This is a genomic window from Parabacteroides sp. PH5-46 (genome assembly GCF_029892785.1).
GTDB lineage: Bacteria > Bacteroidota > Bacteroidia > Bacteroidales > Tannerellaceae > DFXE01.
On the sequence record NZ_JARXXA010000015.1, the window covers coordinates 82976 to 102394 of the forward strand.

A 19419-nucleotide genomic window follows, 5' to 3' on the forward strand; every position below is an offset into this window, starting at 1 on the left:
GTTCTGCGTGTTTCGTTCTGCATATTTTAAAGCTTTAACTATGTTAGTGAAATCTTATGCCGCTGCTGTGCAGGGCATTTCTGCAACCATCATTACTATTGAGGTTAGTTGTAACAAGGGAATCCAATTCTTTTTGGTGGGGCTTCCGGACGCAGCCGTACGTGAAAGTCACGAGCGGATTATCTCTGCTCTACAGGCTAGTGGGTATAAATTCCCCCGTTTTCGGATTGTGATTAATATGGCGCCTGCGGATATCCGTAAGGAAGGCTCGTTTTATGATTTGCCGTTGGCCATAGGGATTATGGCAGCAGCAGAGGAGATAGACTCTTCCCGTTTGAGCGAGTTTTTGATTATGGGTGAGCTCTCACTTGATGGTAGCCTGTTACCAGTGAAAGGTGTATTGCCCATTGCTCTCAAAGCCCGTGAAGAAGGTTTTAAAGGCCTTATCCTGCCCAAACAGAACGCCCGCGAAGCCGCCGTAGTAGACGGAATAAACGTTTACGGAATGGAGAATATCAAAGAAGTAATTGAGTTTATCGACAAGAAAAGAGAGGTGCAGCCAACGTTTGTTGATACTCAGGCTGAATTTTTTGCCCGTCAGGAATCGTTTGAGTTTGACTTTTCAGAGGTTCACGGACAGGAAAATGTGAAGCGTGCTCTGGAAGTAGCCGCAGCTGGCGGACACAATTTATTAATGGTTGGGCCTCCGGGCAGCGGGAAGTCGATGCTAGCCAAACGTTTACCTTCTATCTTGCCTCCTTTAACGCTTCATGAGGCGTTAGAGACCACCAAAATACATTCTGTGGCGGGGAAGATCAGTAAAGATACTTCGATTGTAACTCAGCGTCCATTCCGTGCCCCGCACCATACCATCTCGAACGTAGCGATGGTAGGAGGGGGATCTTCCCCACAGCCCGGGGAGATCAGCCTGGCACATCATGGAGTACTTTTCCTGGACGAGCTTCCGGAATTCAGCCGGAATGTGCTAGAGGTGATGAGACAGCCGCTGGAAGACCGGCAGATCACCATTTCCCGAGCTCGCTTTTCTGTGGATTATCCGGCAGGCTTTATGTTGGTCAGCTCTATGAATCCCTGCCCTTGCGGATACTATAACCATCCGGATCGGGACTGCCTGTGTCCGCCGGGAGCCGTTCAAAAGTATCTCAACCGCATTTCGGGGCCTTTGCTGGACCGAATCGATATTCAGGTGGAGATTGTACCGGTTCCCTTTGAAAAGATCTCTGAACAGGCTCCATCCGAGTCTAGCGAGGCTGTTCGTGAGCGGGTAATAAAAGCCCGAAATATACAAGCGGAACGTTTTAAAGACAGCGAAGGAGTTTATTGCAATGCACAGATGTCGCCTCGCCAGTTACGCGAATATGTTAAGCCGGATGAGGCTGGCCTGAATCGTCTGAAAAGCGCTATGGAACGCTTGAGTCTCTCTGCACGGGCATACGACCGTATCCTGAAGGTTTCCCGAACGATTGCCGATCTGGAAGGAGTAGAGCAAGTAGCTTCCCACCATATCGCCGAAGCAATCAGCTACCGCAATCTGGACAGAGAAAGCTGGGGAATGTAATTAGCGGAAGGAGACTTGCACAGCTGATTGTTTCTCTGCCGCATGCTGAATAGCGTACGGGCTGACAGTTACTGCGCCCTCTACCAACTCTGGCAGGTTATAGGAGTAAAGCAGATAGTCATATAAATCAGGATCTTTTTGTGGAAGCAGGAATGGCTTTGATGCTTGACCGTTTTCGTCGATATGTGCCAGATAGGGTAGGGTGTAAAGCCCGTTGTCTCGACGACTGCTCACTACCACCCAACGACTGTTTCTACTCCAGGAATGATAGCTTTCCGTATCTTCACTGTTTATTGCAGACATATCAACCGGATTGCCATTGAGTAAGTCGATCATCCGTATTTCGGCATTTTTGTGCCAGATAGGGAATTGCCCGTAAGCTGTTTCGGTGTACATCAGAAAGTGTCCGTCAGGCGAAATACGAGGGAAAGAGGCGCTAAAGCGATCATTACCTACTATCGTGTCCACCCCGGCAGTAATACGCCCTTGATTTGCGTCAAAAGGCACACGACAAAGAGCATAGCGGATGCTGTCGTACTGTTGCGGCATAGGCAATGCCGGAGCCGAACAATAATAAAGCCAGGAACCATCAGGTGAGAAAGAAGGAAACGTCTCGTAAGCATCTTTGCTGATAATAGAGGCCTCTGACAGGATTGCCTGCTTTTCGATATCATAAACAACAACATCTGACTCTATATCGAATACTTCCATTTTCTTCTCTTTAACGGCATGAAAGAACTGCTTGATATCATTGACGGATGTCGTGATGTATTTTCCCGACGGATGCCAGTAGGGATAGGTCAGGTTGCTGATTGTCTGCTCGGTTTTTGTATTTAGCTTTTGAATCTCGTTATCTGTTATGATGTAGGTACCGCCATGTGTAGCCCGCATGTGGAACATCATCTGCTGTGGATTACCCCCGCAAAAGCTGTGACAGTTGATACAGTTATAAGCTGTCATATTATTCTTTATGATGGGCTTTTCTTTGTAAGTGGTCAGGTCGCGTTGATAAATTCCAATGATGTGCCACTTTTCGTAACCCGGTTCAATGAGGCGATAGACCAGATGACTGTCAATAGGGTCATTACTTACATAGATGTTGAATGCTTGCCAAGTGCTCCATTGCTTGTCTTTAGCTTGTGAAGAAACTGTTATCTTTATGGACTTACCGGCATTTTCAGTCAGTAGCTTTTTCCACTCTTTTGGTTTGATACGGATACTATTTTTTCCGGAATAGCTGAAACTGCTTCCATTCTCTCCGTTGAGGGTAATGTAGCAGTTTTGAATATCCCCTTCCAGCCTGAAATTGAGTGGTGCGATATTGGGTGGTACCGTTACCTCTTTATAATCGGGAAATATGGCAGGTTGCTCGTTTGTTAGCTTAGGATTTTCCGGTCTATGGCTGCAAGCAGAGAATACAAATAATAGGGCCAACAGGTTGATTATAAGAATAAAGATGACGGCTATCCTGACCACTTTTCGTTTTGTTTCGTTTTTCATCGGTTTTGTCGTTTAGGAGGTTGAACAGACTGGGCGTAATAGTAATAAGTGTCTCCATACTGGCGCGCCAGCAGAGTAGGAGAGAGAGTTCTTACCTGTTGCAGATATGTGGTAAAGCGATTATATACAGCAGGGTCGATAGGGAAAGAACTGAAGGTTTCCGGGTTCTGTTCCACAGCGGAGTAATAAATACAGATCGCTTCTTGATAAAGAACAGGAAGTGCTTCCCCCCTTTCATTTAAGGCCTTCATATAGTGCATAAAAGCTCCCAGCTCTTTGTGGATCAACAAATAACCCATGCCATACTCAAAGGCGATCCGGTTTTCTGGATGATCATCTATCAGGAAGGCTATCGCGTTGGGAAAACTTTTAGTCAGATCATGCGGATTGTCGGTAACAGGATTCAGCTTTCGCTTTGCCATGATCCAGGGAGTGGACTCTGCTACTTCCGGTTGGAGTAATTTGCGTTGCTCTCTTGCCCAGGAACTATACAGCAAGGTTTGTTCCAAAATCCTGATGTATTTCTCCGCTGCTTTGTATTCTTCATTCACCAGATAGGTCTCAATGAGGCGCTTCATCAGTCTGGGCTGCACACAACGTTCCGAACTTAGTACGCCAACGAATGCAAATCGCTGAGAAGCATTGGTTTGATTTACTGTCCAGGCAACCTCTTCGGCTTCAATTAGTCCCAGGCGTGTCCTAGGGTCATAAGGGATAAAACCATCTTCTCCTATCTGTTTGAAGCGCATTAATGCTTTGTTGAATGAGTCGGTGTAGGCAGATGCCAGATTCACATAAACCAGGGCATCCTGATCTTTTGCCGGATGCTTTTCGGCATGTGTAATGATTTTATCCCATTGTTGCTGTCTGGCTAGCCAGTCGTAGCGATAGACTTGTTCCAGCGGGTTTTCTCTGAAAAAGATCCCTCCGCCTATTATCAGCAAGAGAGTTAGGCAAATAGCAAATCCGTTTATCCAGTCTTTACGGAAAACTTTCTTGCGGTTTCGGAGCAGATACACCAGCAGAACCATTAACGGGAAGGCGCACCAGGTGTACCAGAAAGAAGTGGGTAGGGGATATTCCGGATGATAAAGGAACTTACTGAAATAGGCTTCGCGCATTGGGATTATGTACAACGTGCGCATGGCAACCAATGGGAGTAATAATGCAAGAATTATAAGACCTGCCCCTATTGCAAAGCGCCTTTTGTTTTCTCCGCTGCAATACTCGTACAAGCCAAACAATACGGCAGCCAACAGATGTGCCGGAGTAGCCAGAAAATACAAAAACAAGATAAAGACAACGCCTGAGCTATAGCGGATAACCGGTTTTCGGATAAAGGTATATCCGTATGCACTTGCCACTCCTGTTAAAACGGACAGTATAGAGGCGATAGATTCTACCGGAAATACCCAGAAGAGAAAAACGGGCAACAAAGCAGGCAGGGCTGATACCTCTACTCCGCATCTTTTGATAAACAACCAGAAGAGAAAGCCGATTGCTGTTAGAAGCACAGCCAGGCATACCGGAGCTACAAAAGGGAAAAAGAAAAACTGAGCAATAAATGAAGTGATATATTCATTATACCCCCCTGGCTGAGCCAGTAGATCAAAGAAGTAATTTGTCGTATAAAGAAACAGCTGATATTGCTCCATAAACCGGTACATAAACCGGTAATTGATTTCAAAAAAAAGAAAACAACCCGAAAAGAAAAAGAGAAATAAGAGCCAGTTAGCTGTTAGTAAGCGCTTCATGGTATTGCATAATTAGTATTATATGCAAAAATAATGAAATTACTTAGCCATACGCAGTAGTTCCTCTATTATTTCTTTGTCATAGCCCATCTCCTGTGCTTTGAGGAAATCTTTTTGGGCCGACTCGCGCTCGTATTGTGCCAGCTTTACTTTGCCCCTCAGTACATACATAGCAGCTCCGGGTTCGGTTTCTGTAAATACTTTGTTGATGTCGGCCATTGCACGCGCATTCTTGCCCATCATAAAATACAGGTCGGCGCGGCTTTCATACAGTGTCCATTCCTTTGGCAGCTGGTCTATCAGGTAATTGTATATCCGTTCGCTTTCGTCATAGTTGGTCCGCATTTTTTCGAGAATGGCATGTCCTAGTCGTCCGTGAACGCTTTTGTCGTTTACTGTAAGTATTTTGTCAAAATCCTCTTCGGCCCGGATATAGTCTTGCTTCTGCAGGTAAAGGATTCCCCGGCTATACAAAGCATCCTGATTGATCGGATCTTTGATCAGCAACAAGGTATAATCCGTTATGGCTTTGTCTGTTTCGCCCATTTCTACATGCAACGAAGCCCGGCTTTCGAGGATAGCTGTATTATCGGGATGACGGCTGAGGGCTGCTGTGTACGAGATAAGCGCCTCCTCTCTTTTTCCCTGTCGGCGTTGGATAGTGCCCAGGTTTGTCAGCAAGGCATAATTGTTCGGATTGCCGGGCTCTAGGCGCATGGCTGCCCGCAAACTCTCTTCGGCTGCCGACAACTCATTCTTGTCGAGGTACGTAAAGCTTTTCTCTATCAGCTCTTCATACGTCTGTGCATACGCCATATTTCCTGCCAATATCAGGATAACCGTAAATATAAAACTTCTTACCATAAAGTATTTAATCAGTTGAGATTGCAGCAAAGCTACAAATACTTAAGCCTTGAAAACGAAAACCAGATAATAATTTATATCTTGCTAACGATTATTAAAGAGAATTTCAGTATTTAATTTATACATGATGGAACAAGTTAATTGGGGGATTATTGGAGTAGGGAATGTGTGTGAAAAGAAGAGTGGGCCTGCCTTTTATAAGATAGGACATTCTTCATTGGTGGCTATTATGAGAAGAGATGCTAATAAATTAAAAGACTTTGCTTTACGCCACAATGTCCCAAGCTATTATACAGATGCAGAGCAACTGATTAATGATCCCGAGGTGAATGCTATTTACGTAGCTACTCCGCCGGACTCGCATAAGGAATATGCCATCAAAGCGCTGTGTGCCGGTAAACCAGTATACGTAGAAAAGCCGATGGCCATGAACTATGCCGAATGTACGGAAATGATCAAGGCTTCGCAGGAGAGCGGGCAGAAGCTATTTGTGGCTTATTACAGACGGGCTTTGCCCTATTTTCTAAAAGTAAAAGAGCTGCTTGAGGAAGATGCAATTGGCAGGATACTAACTGTCAACGTAAGGTATATGCGTCCGCCCCTGACTTCCGACTTGATAGCTGAAACACATACCTGGCGGGTAAAACAGTCGGTAGCTGGTGAGGGCTATTTTTACGATTTGGCTCCACATACACTTGATATACTCGATTTTCTATTGGGCGAGATCAGCGAGGCGAAAGGCTTCTCACAGAATCTGGGACATCTATATGAAGTAAAAGATACCTTCAGCGCTATCCTGCAGTTTGAATCCGGAGTGACAGGAGTGGGGCAGTGGTGTTTTGTGACGTCCGGCAAGTCTACAGAAGACTCTATCGTCATAACCGGCACCAAAGGCCAGATCAGCTTCAGTACCTTTTCTTTCAGCCCGATTCACTTGCAATCGGTAAACCGGGCGGAAGACTTCGCCATCACTCCACCTGAACATATCCAACAACCTTTAATCCAAACTATTGTTGATGAACTTCGTGGCAAAGGCAATTGCCCCTCTACCGGCATATCCGCCTCCCGTACTTCGCGCGTAATGGATCAAATCTTGGGGTAAGGAATTATTCTCCCCCAATTATTATCTAACCTCTTGGTTCTTGGGGTGTTTGATGCTGTAGCTGAGGCGGTATTCTTTGGTTTCGCCGGCTTTCAGTTCTTCTTCCCAGGTGATGACGCCAAGGCTTTCTATGTTGGCTGTCCAGGGGGTGGTATCTTTGGTGATCAGTTCTACTTCTATGCTCTTTTGGGTAGAGATGGGGTACTGGTCTTTCAATACCATCTTGATGGGCTTGTTTTGATTGTTGCGAACCGTTAGTTTATAGGTAAATACCTGCTTGGTATCGTTGCCCAGGAAGCGGGTACTGCTGAAGTCGTGCATCTTTTCCCGTTTTACGGTTACCCGCTTGTCTGAGCCTAATGTTAGGGCCAGTTTTTCTTGTGTAGAATTGGCATCAATATAGGATTCTCCCACGTATGTGCCATCATAGGTGATGTTGGCATTGGCACTTAGCAGGTTCAGCTTTTGCCAGTCTGATATTTCGGCCAGCAGGTAGGTTTCCGTATCCAGCCTGGGGGCGCAATAGTATTTGTACTCGGCAGTTGTTTCTTTTGTCTGCAAGTCGATGCTTTGCTCTTTTCCGTTGCCGGGGATAGAATAGTGTAAATCAATGGAATACACCATATTCAGTTCATTTTCGGATTGTAGGATATACTCTTCCATCGTAGGGGTATCGTACCGAAGATCTTCTTCTATGATTTTTTTTGCTTTTGGACCGCTGACTACCACTTCTGCCATCTCATACGAAAAAGCATTTTGCGCCATGACAGACATATCCTTGGCTTCGTTTGCCACTATCGGATGGTAGAAATCAAGGAACCAGGCATTGAACAAAGGAGCCGCCTTGCCGTTACTTGGAACAGAGGTAGAGAGGGTGAGCTTTACCTTCTCCCAGTCCAGACCGGTAGTTTGCCGCACTTTTGATTTGCTGACAATACGGATAGGTTTGTCTGTAGAGGCTATATTAATATCATAATAAGGCATCCATCCCGCCATAGGTGTATAATACGAAATAATGAAATTGCAGGTAGCTGTAGTAGGAGCAGAAAGGCTCAATTTCAATACACCGGACGTTTTATTGTTTTTTGAGGCTTCCATATTCAGTTGGTTCTTTAGTCGGACAAGGCTTTGTTCCGCCTCTTGTTTCTTGCGGTTATTAGCTGATTGAGCCTCCTGTAGCTCTTTTGATTTGCTTTTGTAATACTCCATGGTTTTTACTAACTCATCAATCCCCAGCCCCTTTTCCGATCCGGCTACATTTTTGTCTGTCCCTTTCTGCAAGAGGGCCAGCAGGTTTGTTGTAATGCTGATATCAGTATTGATTACCTCCAGCTTTTTCTCGTAAATAGCAATGGAATCCTGTAGTTTTTTGACAGTAGCATTGGGTACTTTACTGTTTGAAAGGTAATCTAGTGTGTATTCATAGGAAGAAACAATCACACCGTTTGTAGTCTTGATTTTCAGGCTATTCTTGTCAATATTCGGACTAAGCCCTTCGATATAAATCTCGTTCTCTCCCTTTGTCAAAGAAGATGAAGCTGTGTGGCTTAACTCCGCACCCCTGAAAAACACGGTAGCTTCATTCAATTTGGAGGCAACAACCTTTTTCTCTTCTGCTGATCCGGGATAAACAATACCCGCAATCAGAATAACGGTTAATACAATCTGTTTTGTTTTCATAAAGCAATCTATTTAATCTATAATTTGTTCGTCTGTCAAAAGTATAGATTAAATAGATAGCATTTTTCCATAAATGGGTAAAAACAAGATTTCACTTGGTGAAATCCCGTTCTGGCTTAGTTCGCTTGCCGTATCGAGCCCGAGCCTGATTTGCTGGAGTTTATTGAAGGGTTTCCTTTGTAGGTAATGTTGCCGCTTCCATGAATGCTGGCTTTCAGGTTGTCTGAGGCAGATAGTTCTATTTTTCCTGAACCGGCAACGCTAGCTGATACCTGACTGGCTTTGCAGTCGTAGGCTCTGATCTTGCCGCTTCCTGCCAGGTTATATGCTACTTCCTTTACAGAGCCGTCTATTTTGATTTCTCCGCTGCTTGAGAGGTTGCATTCTGCTTTTTGGGCTTGTACATTGTTTGTCAATATCTTGCCCGAGCCTGCCATGTTGAGTTTTACTTCGCCGGCTACAAGCTGGTTTGCTTGCTCAATTCTTCCGCTACCAGCCATGTTAAATTCAACTTTGTCTACCTGTATGCTGCTAGCTAGAATCTTACCCGATCCGGCCATATCGGCTTTCAGATCTGTCCCTTTTATTTCTTTTTTAAATTCGATTCTTCCACTACCTGCTTTGCTCGCATACAGTGAGTTAAATGTCAATGTGCTAGCCACTGTAAAGCTTCCCGATCCAACTGAACTTATTTTTTTCAGTCCCTTAGAGTTCGATTTAATCTTGTAAGTAGTAGGATTCAGGTTGTAGGTACTGTTACTATTGTTTTTCTGCCTGATGGGTTCTACAATCAAGTTTTTTCCACTTACTTCTGCTCGTATGTAGGGCAGGATGTTTTCGTCTACTGTGATCTCAAGGTAGGGTGCGGCATCGGATTGCTCATATACAAACTCCATACTTCCTACAATGGAGGCTTCGTTGTAATCTGTGATGTCGATCTTTGTTGTTGTAACTTTACCGTTTCCACGGATTGTTTCATTTTGTGCAGCCAGACCTGTTGTAATCAGCAACAGCGCTGCCATAAGGAAAGATACTTTTGTTCTCATATTATGTATTTTAAGAGTGTCATATATTTTAATTACGCAGTTTGTGAGCAAAAGGTTGCACGTTTTCTTGAATTTTTTTGCTTAAAAAGTTTTTGGGTTACAGCTATGGATCAGCTGGTCGACAGTTGTGAACCACGTGGTCGACAGCCGTGACCCAGCTGGTCGACAAGTGTGAACCACGTGGGTCACAGCTGTGACCCAGCAACTTTTTTCTGTAAAATATAAAGAAGCTTCAGCGGATGACGTAAATTTAATTAGGATTTTTGCTTTTAATCTTTTACATTTACAACGTTTTTAATGGCTCATGTTCGCGCAAACATTTTATCATAATATAATTACCATGAAATCAGAAAACAATTCACGTCGCCAGTTTTTAAAGCAATCACTGGCGCTTTCGGCAGCTACAGCTGTGCCTTCTTTCTGGACACCGGCTACGGCTCGTGCCACATCTACCACTCCTTCAGTAAGTGCAAACAGTAAAGTAAACCTGGCCCTGATAGGTATTGGTTTCCGGGGAGGAGAGATAGCAAAAGACTTATACAAAACCGGTTTGTGTAATATCGTAGCTTTGTGCGACGTAGATATGGGTGCTCCCCATACACAGGAAATTATCAATATGTTTCCAAAAGTACCCCGTTTTCAGGACTTCCGGAAAATGTTCGACAAAATGGCCGGGAAGATTGATGCAGTAACGGTAGGCGTGCCCGACCATGCGCATTTCCCCATCACCATGGAAGCCATGGCTCATGGCAAACATGTGTATGTAGAGAAGCCTATGGCGCGTACCTTTCACGAAGTGGAATTAATGATGAAAGGGGAGAAAAAGTATAAGGTTGTGACCCAAATGGGTAACCAGGGACACTCTGAGGACAACTACTTTCAATTCAAGGCTTGGCATGAGGCAGGAATTATTAAGGATGTAACGGCAATTACGGCCCATATGAACAGCCCTCGCCGCTGGCATGAATGGAATCCGAAGATGACTTCTTTCCCGGAAGCGGAGCCTCTGCCTTCTACAATGGACTGGGATACCTGGCATGGCGTTGTACACGAACATGATTATAACAAAAATTTAGTTAACGGACAATGGCGTTGTTGGTACGACTTCGGTATGGGAGCCTTGGGCGACTGGGGAGCTCACATCCTGGATACAGCGCATGAGTTCCTGGATCTGGGACTTCCCTACGAGATTAATCCTACCTATCTGAAGGATCATAATCCGTTCTTCTTCCCGATGTCTTCTACGATTATCTTTAAATTCCCGGAACGAGGCAACATGCCGGCAGTAGATATAAGCTGGTATGACGGACTGGACAATATCCCACCGGTACCCGCAGGATATGGAACCTCTGATATTGACCCAAATATACCTACAGTGGCGGGAGGAAAGATACAACCTTCCAAACTGAATCCGGGCAAGGAAATATACTCAAAGACATTGACCTTCAAGGGTGGCTCGCACGGAAGTACACTCTCTATCATTCCAGAAGAAAAAGCCAAAGAAATGGCCTCGAAGCTACCGGAAGTACCTAAAAGCCCGTCCAACCACTTCGAGAACTTCCTATTGGCCTGCATGGGCAAGGAAAAGACCCGTTCCCCCTTCTCGATAGCCGGCCCGCTGAGCCAGGTATTCTGTCTGGGCGTATTGAGCCAGCAGTTGGGTACAAAACTTATTTTTGATCGCGAAACCAAACGCATCACCAACAACCCATTGGCCAACCAGCTACTATACGGCTCATCCCCTCGTAGCGGTTGGGAAGAATATTACAAAGTATAAATCGGGCGGAATACGCAGAACGCAGAACGGAACACGCAGGACAGAAACACACCCCCTGCCCCCTCTCAAGAGGGGAGAGCTCTCTCCGTGCTGCGTACTGCGTTCTGCATGCTGCGAAAAAAGCAGAACGGCGAACCGCGTTCTGCTTTTTTTCTTATCTTTGCGTTTTTAGCTAAAAAAGACGGGAAGATTTTATATGAAATCGGAAGACAACACAGATTACAACGAAGACAAAGAAAAAGAAGAACTAAATGACTCACAGACTCCATCTGACATCTCTGACGTAAACGAAGGAGAAGGGGAGGCTTCGGAGGATGCCCATTCTGAATATAAAGCGCCGGGAAAAAGTGACGGGAAAGTTACTCATAACCTGTCTGGTATGTATCAGGATTGGTTTTTGGATTATGCTTCGTATGTAATTCTGGAACGTGCCGTGCCGAATATCGGTGATGGCCTGAAACCCGTACAACGTCGTATTCTTCACTCAATGAAGCGTCTGGACGACGGACGCTATAACAAAGTAGCCAACATAGTAGGACATACCATGCAGTTTCACCCGCATGGGGATGCTTCCATTGGGGATGCTCTGGTGCAACTGGGACAGAAAGATCTGCTGATCGACTGTCAGGGAAACTGGGGGAATATCCTTACGGGAGACGGAGCTGCTGCCCCTCGTTATATCGAGGCGCGACTGACAAAGTTTGCTTTGGAAACGGTATTCAACCCCAAGACAACTAACTGGCAACCTTCTTATGACGGACGAAACAAGGAACCGATAGCGCTTCCCGTAAAGTACCCCTTGTTGCTGGCTCAGGGAGTAGAAGGGATTGCCGTAGGTTTGTCTTCCAAAATACTTCCGCACAACTTCAACGAATTACTGGATGCTTCGATTGCTTATCTGAAAAACGAAGAATTTGTGCTGTATCCCGATTTCCAGACAGGAGGTTATATAGATGTAACGAAATACAACGATGGCGAACGGGGCGGCTCGGTAAAGGTACGTGCCAAAATAGGCAAGCTGGACAATAAAACACTTGTCATCAGCGAAGTGCCTTACGGACGAACCACCTCTTCCGTGATTGAATCTATCCTGAAAGCGAATGACAAGGGGAAAATAAAAATCAAGAAAGTTGACGATAATACTGCCAGCAATGTAGAGATATTGGTGCATCTGGCGCCCGGTGTTTCATCGGACAAGACGATTGATGCCCTGTATGCGTTTACTGATTGTGAAATTAGTATTTCGCCCAACTGCTGCGTGATTCAGGATAATAAGCCTCACTTCCTTACGGTAAGTGATGTGTTGCGTTTTTCAACGAATAATACCCTTCAACTCTTACAATTGGAACTGGAGATAGAGAAAGGCGAGTTGGAAGAAACCCTGTTCTTTGCCTCTCTGGAGAAGATCTTTATTGAAGAACGCATCTATAAAGACAAAGAATTTGAGAATGCCAAGGATATGGATCAGGCTATCGCACATATCGATACACGCCTGGAGCCATTCAAGCCCAAACTGATCCGAGAAGTAACACGCGAAGATATCCTGAAATTGATGGAAATCAAGATGGGTAGGATTCTCAAGTTTAATTCGGACAAGAGCAATGAGTTGATTGCCAAGATAAAGAAGGATATAAAAGAGATTAACTTCCACCTGAAAAATATTGTTCCTTATACCATCGACTGGTTTGCCAAACTGAAAGAACGGTATGGGGAGGGCTATCCCAGACGGACGGAGATACGGAGCTTTGATACCATAGAAGCCGCTACAGTAGTAGAAGCAAACGAAAAACTGTACATCAACCGTACGGAAGGCTTTATCGGTATGTCTTTGAAGAAGGACGAGTTTATCTGTAACTGTTCCGATATGGATGATATTGTTCTCTTCTACCGGAACGGTACCTATAAAGTGGTGAAAGTAGCCGATAAGATGTTTGTAGGCAAAGATCTCCTGTATGTCAATGTCTTCAAAAGGAACGATAGCCGTACGATCTATAATGTGGTCTACCGTGACGGCAAGATGGGTAAAAACTACATCAAGCGGTTCAACGTAACAGGCATCACCCGAGACAGAGAATATAACCTGACAAGAGGAACAGACGGATCCCGTATTATGTATTTCAGTGCGAATCCGAATGGAGAGGCTGAAACGGTTAAAGTAATACTGAAACCAAAACCTCGCCAGAAACTGCTTGTCTTTGAAAAAGACTTCAGCGATGTGTCGATCAAAGGGCGCAGTTCGATAGGGGTTATCCTGACCAAGGCAGAGATTCATAAAGTATCCCTCAAGCAAAAAGGTAGCTCTACCCTGGGAGGCCGTATGGTATGGTTCGACTGGGATGTATTACGCCTCAATTATGACGGGCGCGGAGATGATCTGGGCGAGTTCCAGAGCGACGAACAGATACTGGTGGTGTTGCGGAACGGCGATTTCTACACCACGAACTTCGACCTTAGCAATCATTATGAGAATAATATCCTAACGATTGAAAAATACGATCCGGAGAAAATATGGACGGCTGCGATCTATGATGTAGAGCAGGGATACCGTTATCTGAAACGCTTCCAGCTTGAAGCTACGAACCGGAAGCAGAACTTTGTAAGCGATCATCCGGATAGCCGCTTGTACCTTCTTACGGATGAGGTTTATCCGCGCATTGAAGTAGTGTTTGGCGGAGAAGACAGCTCCAAGGAAACAATGATAATTGATGCCGAGGAATTTGTTCCAGTAAGAAGTATCAAAGCCAAAGGAAAACGTATCTCCACCTTGCAGATACAGACCATAAACGAATTGGATCCGGTACGTTTCCCGGAAAATACCAGCCCCCAGGATCCGGAAGAAGGCGAAGATGAAGAAGACAGTAACGAGGGGGATGACGAAAAAGAAAAAAGCAAATCAGATATAATTGATGAAATAACGGGTCAGATGAAATTGTTTGATGAATAGCGTATGAAAATCCTACTCCGACTATTACTGTGCTTTTGTTTTGTTCCGCAGGTTTCGGCACAACTGGGATCGGAAGAACTTCCGCGAACAATGAACGAAGGTACGTTAATTGGAGTTGGTTCTTCCCATGTGAAAGACACCTATCTTTCCCCCTTTAATTATTCAGGCTGGGGAGCCCGTATCCTGAATGAACGGATGAAGATTATTGGTTCCGGAAATGGGAATTTCTCCCGTCAGCAAATCATCAATGTAGATATCTCCTTCACAAAGAATCCGGCTGAAAATGTGAATGATTTTGGGGCTTTTGTAGACTATTCCTTAGGCTATCATTATCGCATAAATGCCTCTCCTAATTTCAAGATACTGACGGGAACAACAGCGCATCTGTTGGGAGGCTTTATATACAATACACGAAACGGAAATAATCCGCTTTCAGCCAAGATCGATATCGACCTGGGGCTGTCTGTTATTATGCTCTGGAACTTCCGTATGAAGAATACACCGCTTACTTTGCGTTATCAGGGCGAACTGCCCTTTGCCGGTGTGTTTTTCTCTCCCGAATATGGTGTTTCGTATTACGAAATGTTTAATGTGGGGAACCTCTCCGATGTGGTGGCTTTCAACTCTTTCCATAATAAGTTTGCCCTGAAAAACTATGTTACATTGGATATCCCGATGCGTAGCTTCACACTTCGCCTGGGCTATCTGAATAGTCTGTATTATACGGACACGAAGGATCTCAGCTCTCACATCATTTCCAATTCGTTTATGGTGGGGTGGGTGAAAGAATTTATACCTTTGGGAGGTAAACGAAAGAAATATAACGGCAACGTAAGAAGCTCTTATTACTGATAATGAATCGATATCTCATATACCTGCTTTCGTCTTTCCTGTGTTTCCTTTATTCGGGATGTAACATGGCAGACGAATACAGTACCTCTCCCCGGCAGAACTTTGAAGCCCTGTGGAAGATATTGGATGAGAATTACTGCTTTTTCGACTATAAAGGAGTAGACTGGAATGAGGTATACGAAAGGTATAGTTTCGGTATTGACGACTCGATGAACGAATATGAGTTGTTCAGTGAAATGGAAAGTATGCTTAATGAACTGAGAGACGGACATATTAACCTAAACTCTACTTTCCGCATCTCTTCTTACGAAGGCTGGTATGCCGACCATCCCTCCAATTTCAACTGGAATGTACTTTATAATACCTACCTACCGGGTGCAGCCAGAGCCGGCGATTACGACGAGATCAGATACACTCGTATGGCCGGTGGACAGATAGGGTATATCTATTATGCCAGCTTCAGGGAAAGTATCCTGGAAATGGAATTAGACAGTATTTTCAGCTCGTTTAAAAACTGCAAAGGATTGATCATTGATGTGCGTGATAACGGAGGCGGATCATTGACTAATTCAGACCGCCTGGCTTCCCGCTTCCTGGACAAGAAAATACTTTGCGGTTATATCCAACACAAGACAGGGAAAGGACATCATGACTTTTCTAACCCATATCCGATCTATTTATCCCCTTCTCACAGCGATTTGTGGCTGAAACCAGTCATTGTACTAACCAATCGGAGATGTTACAGTGCAGCGAATAATTTCGTCAGCAAAATGCGCGAACTCCCCAACGTACGCACCTTAGGAGGCAGCACAGGCGGTGGCAGCGGTTTCCCCTTCACCTCCGAACTACCCAATGGCTGGAGTATCCGTTTCTCCACCAGTCCCATCCTCAATGTAAACAAGGAGCACACGGAATTTGGCATAGAACCCGATATCAAAGTAAGCCTCTTACCCAACGACACCGAAAAAAACAAAGATTCCCTTATAGAAGCAGCTTTGGCTCTTTTATTATCAGGAAATTAGCCAAACCACCCCTCAAAAACTCCCACAAATACTTGCCAATAACCAAAAAAGCATTACCTTTGCACACGCAATGCGGCTGTGGTGTAATTGGTAGCCACGCTAGACTTAGGATCTAGTGCTTCACGGCGTGGGGGTTCGAGTCCCTTCAGCCGCACTGATAAAAATCAAAAAATCAAGCAAATCTCTGAAAATCAATAGGTTTTCAGAGATTTTTTTATTCCCTGAAACATACGAAAAAGCAAAAAATGGCAGTTTTAAGCAGTATAAACTGACCCTAATCGTGACCCCATTCCAAAAATAACAAATGGGGTCACAAATAAGTAACTAAAATGGTTTTAATATTCTGATATGTAGTGTTTTGCACAGGTGGATTTTGGGTTAATATTTTTAGTTTTACAACCAAAAAATTCATGTTTTATGGAACAAAAAACAAGCAATCAAAGGGGCACATTTAATGTGATGTGCTACCTGAAAAAGTCAAAAGCATTAAAGAATGGTGAAATTCCAGTCTACATGCGAGTTACAGTTAACAGGCAGTCCTTTACTTTCAGTATGCAAGGCTCTATTCTCCCCTCTCTATGGAGTCAAGAGAAAGAAAAAAGTAAAGGAAAAGACAGGGAAGCCCAAGATCTCAATCATTATATTGAGTCTGTCAAATCTCGTCTCTACAAAATTCATCGTGAGTTGGAGATAGATGGCAAGCCCATCTCTGCGCAGATTATCAAAGACATCTTTTTGGGCAACGTGAAACCGGAAGAAGGTAAAAACTTAGTAGAAGTCCATACGGAACATAACGAGAGATGCCGGAGGCTAATCAATACAGAATACTCCCCGTCTACTATCTACAAGTTCGATGCTTCTTTGAAGTTCTTGAAGCTCTTTATGAAAAAAGAATATGGCAAAGAGGATATCCCATTGAGTAAACTTAATCCCGATTTTATCCGACGATATGAAGTTTTCTTGAAAACAGAGCGGGGTTGTAACAACAACTCAGCAATCAAGCATTTGAAGATATTCAAGAAAGTTGTTCGTATTGCTCTGGCTAACGATTGGATGCAGAAAGATCCTTTCACCAGTATTAAATTCCATTTGGATGAAGTACATGTGGATTTCCTCACAATGGAAGAATTGGAAATGCTTGCCAATAAAGAATTGCCGATTAAACGACTGGCGCAGGTTCGGGATGTTTTCGTGTTCTGTGCGTTTAGTGGATTGGCGTTCGTTGATGTAAAAGGGCTTCGGCAGGAACACATTATTAAAGATGCCAGTGGGCGCATGTGGATTCGGAAACCTCGGCAGAAAACAAATAATATGTGTAATGTCCCTCTTTTGCAAATCCCTCAAGCCATTCTGGAGAAGTATAAAGAAGATAAAAGTTGTCTATTAACAGGGCAACTCTTACCCGTTCCTACAAACCAAAAGTATAATGCGTACTTGAAAGAATTGGCAGATTTATGCGGAATTAAGAAACGGCTGACGAGCCACGTTGCACGCCACTCGGCGGCGACCTCTGTGTTTTTAGCCAACAAAGTATCCATGGAAAACGTAGCTAAGATGCTTGGTCATTCTTCTACTCGTATGACACAACATTATGCACGGGTACTTGACCAAAGCATTGCGGAGGATATGGATAATGTGGATGCGATATTGTCTAAAATAGGCATGAACAAGAATAGAAAGGAGCAGTCATGAGAAGACAAACAATAAGCATAGAAAACGGTATTGTATATCTCCCTCAATCCGTTGATATTTGGATGAGCCATCATGAGATTGCGGATTTGTTCGGATGCTTTGTGTCTAAAGTGAATAGCAATATCCGTTCCATACTCAAAAGCGGTGTATTGCGTGAATCGGACGTTTGCCGAACCTACCAGTATCAAAACGGCAACTTCATTGAGCAATATAATCTGGAAATGATTATCGCCCTTTCGTTCCGCATACAATCAAGGAATACAGAGGTATTTCGCAGATGGCTGACAAGACGGCTTACCAAAGCGGAAATACCTGAAATGCTAATAATGGCTGTTAAAAATCCGATGCTAAATTGAGTACTTTTTCCAACGGCAGGCTATTGGTTTAGTTTGCCGTTTTTCATTGTTCTTTTTCATCTGACCACAAATAAAAAAGAAGGGAATAAAACGCCAACCTCTGTGCCCTTCGGGTTTTCTGCAGAAATCTCCACCTTTCAGGTCGTATTTCCTTGAAAAAGGTTGTCTGATTTATTCTCCTTCTATTAAGAGGTGTTTATCAGTCGAAAAAGGAAAATATTCAGTCGGGGTGATGCGACTATCTGAACTTGTCCCGATAGCCATCTTCCAGCAATTTTTCTATATCAGAAGAACGATAAAGGATCTTCCCACCCAACTTGATGTATGGAATACGCCCCTCGTTGCGGTAGTCTTGCAAGCTTCTTCGGCTGATTTTTAATTTCTTCGACAGTTCTTCATCCGTGTAAAAGCTCTCCCCGTCCAGTGTCGTCTTCCGGCAGGAAAATATATGTTCTAAAGCCGATGATAGCTTGTCCAATGAAAGAAAAAAGCCCTTTATTCTTTCATTGCCCTCTGTAATTAATAGGTTACTCATATCTGTTTTCTTTTAAAATTGGCTTGCTTCTGTTTCTCTCTTACTACCGGAATGATCCGTTCCACGTCTTCCGGCTTATAATACATCTTATGGCTGATTTGAGTATATGCCAGCGTCCCGTTATCCCGAAGCGTTTGAAGTGTTCGCTTCGAGATGTTCAGAAGCTGACATACCTCCTGATTATCCAACCATTCTTTCAGATCCCGATCACCATGTAAGCGGAGGAGATACTCCATCCGGCTTGCAAAATCCTCAAACTTCGAGAGCATTTTCTCAAATGTTTCTGCACTAATGTTGACTATTTCCATCTTATTTGTTGTTACAATTATTACTTATCTTCTGCATTCACAGCACGAAGTAAAAGAGAATAATCCGCTATTCAATGGAGTCTGAATCTGGTGGTAGTGTTTGGCACCGATTTGGATATGTTTTGCCCCATCATAGTAATATTTGCACAGTTATTCTTGTTTTATTCAACTAAGTATGCAAAAATTGCTACTTCTTAGTTCAATCCGTTGTGCAAATCAGTGTAGTTTGCACCGTTTATCCAACAAACAAAGTGGAAAGTTATTGCATATTGCTTCATACAAATCTAGTCCGTTCAGCCTGCAGATAAATAGTCGTTTATTTGCTCTCGACAATTGGTTTTCTATATCACGGGAAACCATACTATTAATATTCTAAACACAGTATGCTATGAGCAGTAAACAAACAGA

At 44.0% G+C, this 19419-nt stretch carries 15 protein-coding genes and 1 tRNA gene; 9 read left to right on the plus strand and 7 right to left on the minus strand.

The window, feature by feature from the left end:
- The first annotated feature begins 40 nt into the window (after positions 1–40).
- Positions 41–1579: a YifB family Mg chelatase-like AAA ATPase gene (locus M2470_RS14645; RefSeq protein ID WP_280745753.1), complete on the plus strand. Its 1539-nt coding sequence runs from the start codon at positions 41–43 to the stop codon at positions 1577–1579.
- Here M2470_RS14645 and M2470_RS14650 read toward each other — a convergent pair whose 3' ends face one another.
- The 3 genes from M2470_RS14650 to M2470_RS14660 are packed head-to-tail and all read right to left on the minus strand — an operon-like array spanning position 1580 to position 5697.
- Positions 1580–3079, minus strand: a complete 1500-nt coding sequence (locus M2470_RS14650) for a hypothetical protein (protein ID WP_280745754.1) — start codon at positions 3077–3079, stop codon at positions 1580–1582. It lies immediately after the preceding gene.
- Complete coding sequence (locus M2470_RS14655) at positions 3076–4833, minus strand: DUF6057 family protein (RefSeq protein ID WP_280745755.1); 1758 nt, start codon at positions 4831–4833, stop codon at positions 3076–3078. Before M2470_RS14655 ends, M2470_RS14650 begins: the two co-directional genes overlap by 4 nt.
- A 39-nt stretch (positions 4834–4872) precedes the next feature.
- Positions 4873–5697: a tetratricopeptide repeat protein gene (locus M2470_RS14660; RefSeq protein ID WP_280745756.1), complete on the minus strand. Its 825-nt coding sequence runs from the start codon at positions 5695–5697 to the stop codon at positions 4873–4875.
- Between the two features lie 127 nt (positions 5698–5824).
- On the opposite strand from M2470_RS14660, the gene M2470_RS14665 reads away from it, so the two are divergent.
- Positions 5825–6799, plus strand: a complete 975-nt coding sequence (locus M2470_RS14665; RefSeq protein WP_280745768.1) for a Gfo/Idh/MocA family oxidoreductase — start codon at positions 5825–5827, stop codon at positions 6797–6799.
- Positions 6800–6820: 21 nt separating this feature from the next.
- Here the strand turns inward: M2470_RS14665 and M2470_RS14670 are convergent, their stop codons facing one another.
- Together M2470_RS14670 and M2470_RS14675 are read right to left on the minus strand one after the other, a co-directional pair.
- Positions 6821–8479, minus strand: coding sequence for a DUF4139 domain-containing protein (locus M2470_RS14670; RefSeq protein WP_280745757.1), 1659 nt, complete (start codon positions 8477–8479; stop codon positions 6821–6823).
- Positions 8480–8595: 116 nt separating this feature from the next.
- Positions 8596–9525 (minus strand): head GIN domain-containing protein, encoded by a 930-nt coding sequence (locus M2470_RS14675; protein ID WP_280745758.1) that lies wholly within the window; start codon positions 9523–9525, stop codon positions 8596–8598.
- 340 nt (positions 9526–9865) lie between these two features.
- Here M2470_RS14675 and M2470_RS14680 point away from each other — a divergent pair, with 340 nt between their 5' ends.
- The 7 genes from M2470_RS14680 to M2470_RS14710 all read left to right on the plus strand — a co-directional run bounded on the left by M2470_RS14680 (position 9866) and on the right by M2470_RS14710 (position 18168).
- The gene (locus M2470_RS14680; RefSeq protein WP_280745759.1) at positions 9866–11302 is read left to right on the plus strand and encodes a Gfo/Idh/MocA family oxidoreductase; all 1437 of its coding nucleotides are present in this window, start codon (positions 9866–9868) and stop codon (positions 11300–11302) included.
- A 196-nt stretch (positions 11303–11498) separates the two neighbouring features.
- Positions 11499–14246 carry a DNA gyrase/topoisomerase IV subunit A gene (locus tag M2470_RS14685; RefSeq protein ID WP_280745760.1) on the plus strand — a complete coding sequence of 916 codons (2748 nt, stop codon included), beginning with the start codon at positions 11499–11501 and terminating at the stop codon, positions 14244–14246.
- Between the two features lie 3 nt (positions 14247–14249).
- Positions 14250–15098, plus strand: a complete 849-nt coding sequence (locus tag M2470_RS14690; protein WP_280745761.1) for a DUF3316 domain-containing protein — start codon at positions 14250–14252, stop codon at positions 15096–15098.
- A gap of 2 nt (positions 15099–15100) precedes the next feature.
- Complete coding sequence (locus M2470_RS14695; RefSeq protein WP_280745762.1) at positions 15101–16120, plus strand: S41 family peptidase; 1020 nt, start codon at positions 15101–15103, stop codon at positions 16118–16120.
- A 72-nt stretch (positions 16121–16192) separates the two neighbouring features.
- A tRNA-Leu gene (locus tag M2470_RS14700) sits at positions 16193–16274 on the plus strand.
- Positions 16275–16537: 263 nt separating this feature from the next.
- Positions 16538–17812, plus strand: a complete 1275-nt coding sequence (locus M2470_RS14705) for a site-specific integrase (protein ID WP_280745763.1) — start codon at positions 16538–16540, stop codon at positions 17810–17812.
- On the plus strand, positions 17809–18168 hold the full coding sequence (locus M2470_RS14710; RefSeq protein WP_280745764.1) for a protein-tyrosine kinase: 360 nt from the start codon (positions 17809–17811) through the stop codon (positions 18166–18168). Before M2470_RS14705 ends, M2470_RS14710 begins: the two co-directional genes overlap by 4 nt.
- Before the next feature lie 238 nt (positions 18169–18406).
- Here the strand turns inward: M2470_RS14710 and M2470_RS14715 are convergent, their stop codons facing one another.
- Both M2470_RS14715 and M2470_RS14720 read right to left on the minus strand, forming a co-directional pair.
- Positions 18407–18703, minus strand: coding sequence for a helix-turn-helix domain-containing protein (locus tag M2470_RS14715; protein WP_280745765.1), 297 nt, complete (start codon positions 18701–18703; stop codon positions 18407–18409).
- Complete coding sequence (locus tag M2470_RS14720) at positions 18700–19011, minus strand: helix-turn-helix domain-containing protein (RefSeq protein WP_280745766.1); 312 nt, start codon at positions 19009–19011, stop codon at positions 18700–18702. The genes M2470_RS14715 and M2470_RS14720 overlap by 4 nt, the downstream gene beginning before the upstream one ends.
- Positions 19012–19419: the final 408 nt, after the last annotated feature.

Bases quoted from the DNA above. Each gene is read 5' to 3' on its own strand.
- M2470_RS14645 (WP_280745753.1), top strand. From the start codon at position 41: ATGTTAGTGAAATCTTATGCCGCTGCTGTGCAGGGCATTTCTGCAACC.
- M2470_RS14650 (WP_280745754.1), bottom strand. From the start codon at position 3,079: ATGAAAAACGAAACAAAACGAAAAGTGGTCAGGATAGCCGTCATCTTT.
- M2470_RS14655 (WP_280745755.1), bottom strand. From the start codon at position 4,833: ATGAAGCGCTTACTAACAGCTAACTGGCTCTTATTTCTCTTTTTCTTT.
- M2470_RS14660 (WP_280745756.1), bottom strand. From the start codon at position 5,697: ATGGTAAGAAGTTTTATATTTACGGTTATCCTGATATTGGCAGGAAAT.
- M2470_RS14665 (WP_280745768.1), top strand. From the start codon at position 5,825: ATGGAACAAGTTAATTGGGGGATTATTGGAGTAGGGAATGTGTGTGAA.
- M2470_RS14670 (WP_280745757.1), bottom strand. From the start codon at position 8,479: ATGAAAACAAAACAGATTGTATTAACCGTTATTCTGATTGCGGGTATT.
- M2470_RS14675 (WP_280745758.1), bottom strand. From the start codon at position 9,525: ATGAGAACAAAAGTATCTTTCCTTATGGCAGCGCTGTTGCTGATTACA.
- M2470_RS14680 (WP_280745759.1), top strand. From the start codon at position 9,866: ATGAAATCAGAAAACAATTCACGTCGCCAGTTTTTAAAGCAATCACTG.
- M2470_RS14685 (WP_280745760.1), top strand. From the start codon at position 11,499: ATGAAATCGGAAGACAACACAGATTACAACGAAGACAAAGAAAAAGAA.
- M2470_RS14690 (WP_280745761.1), top strand. From the start codon at position 14,250: ATGAAAATCCTACTCCGACTATTACTGTGCTTTTGTTTTGTTCCGCAG.
- M2470_RS14695 (WP_280745762.1), top strand. From the start codon at position 15,101: ATGAATCGATATCTCATATACCTGCTTTCGTCTTTCCTGTGTTTCCTT.
- M2470_RS14705 (WP_280745763.1), top strand. From the start codon at position 16,538: ATGGAACAAAAAACAAGCAATCAAAGGGGCACATTTAATGTGATGTGC.
- M2470_RS14710 (WP_280745764.1), top strand. From the start codon at position 17,809: ATGAGAAGACAAACAATAAGCATAGAAAACGGTATTGTATATCTCCCT.
- M2470_RS14715 (WP_280745765.1), bottom strand. From the start codon at position 18,703: ATGAGTAACCTATTAATTACAGAGGGCAATGAAAGAATAAAGGGCTTT.
- M2470_RS14720 (WP_280745766.1), bottom strand. From the start codon at position 19,011: ATGGAAATAGTCAACATTAGTGCAGAAACATTTGAGAAAATGCTCTCG.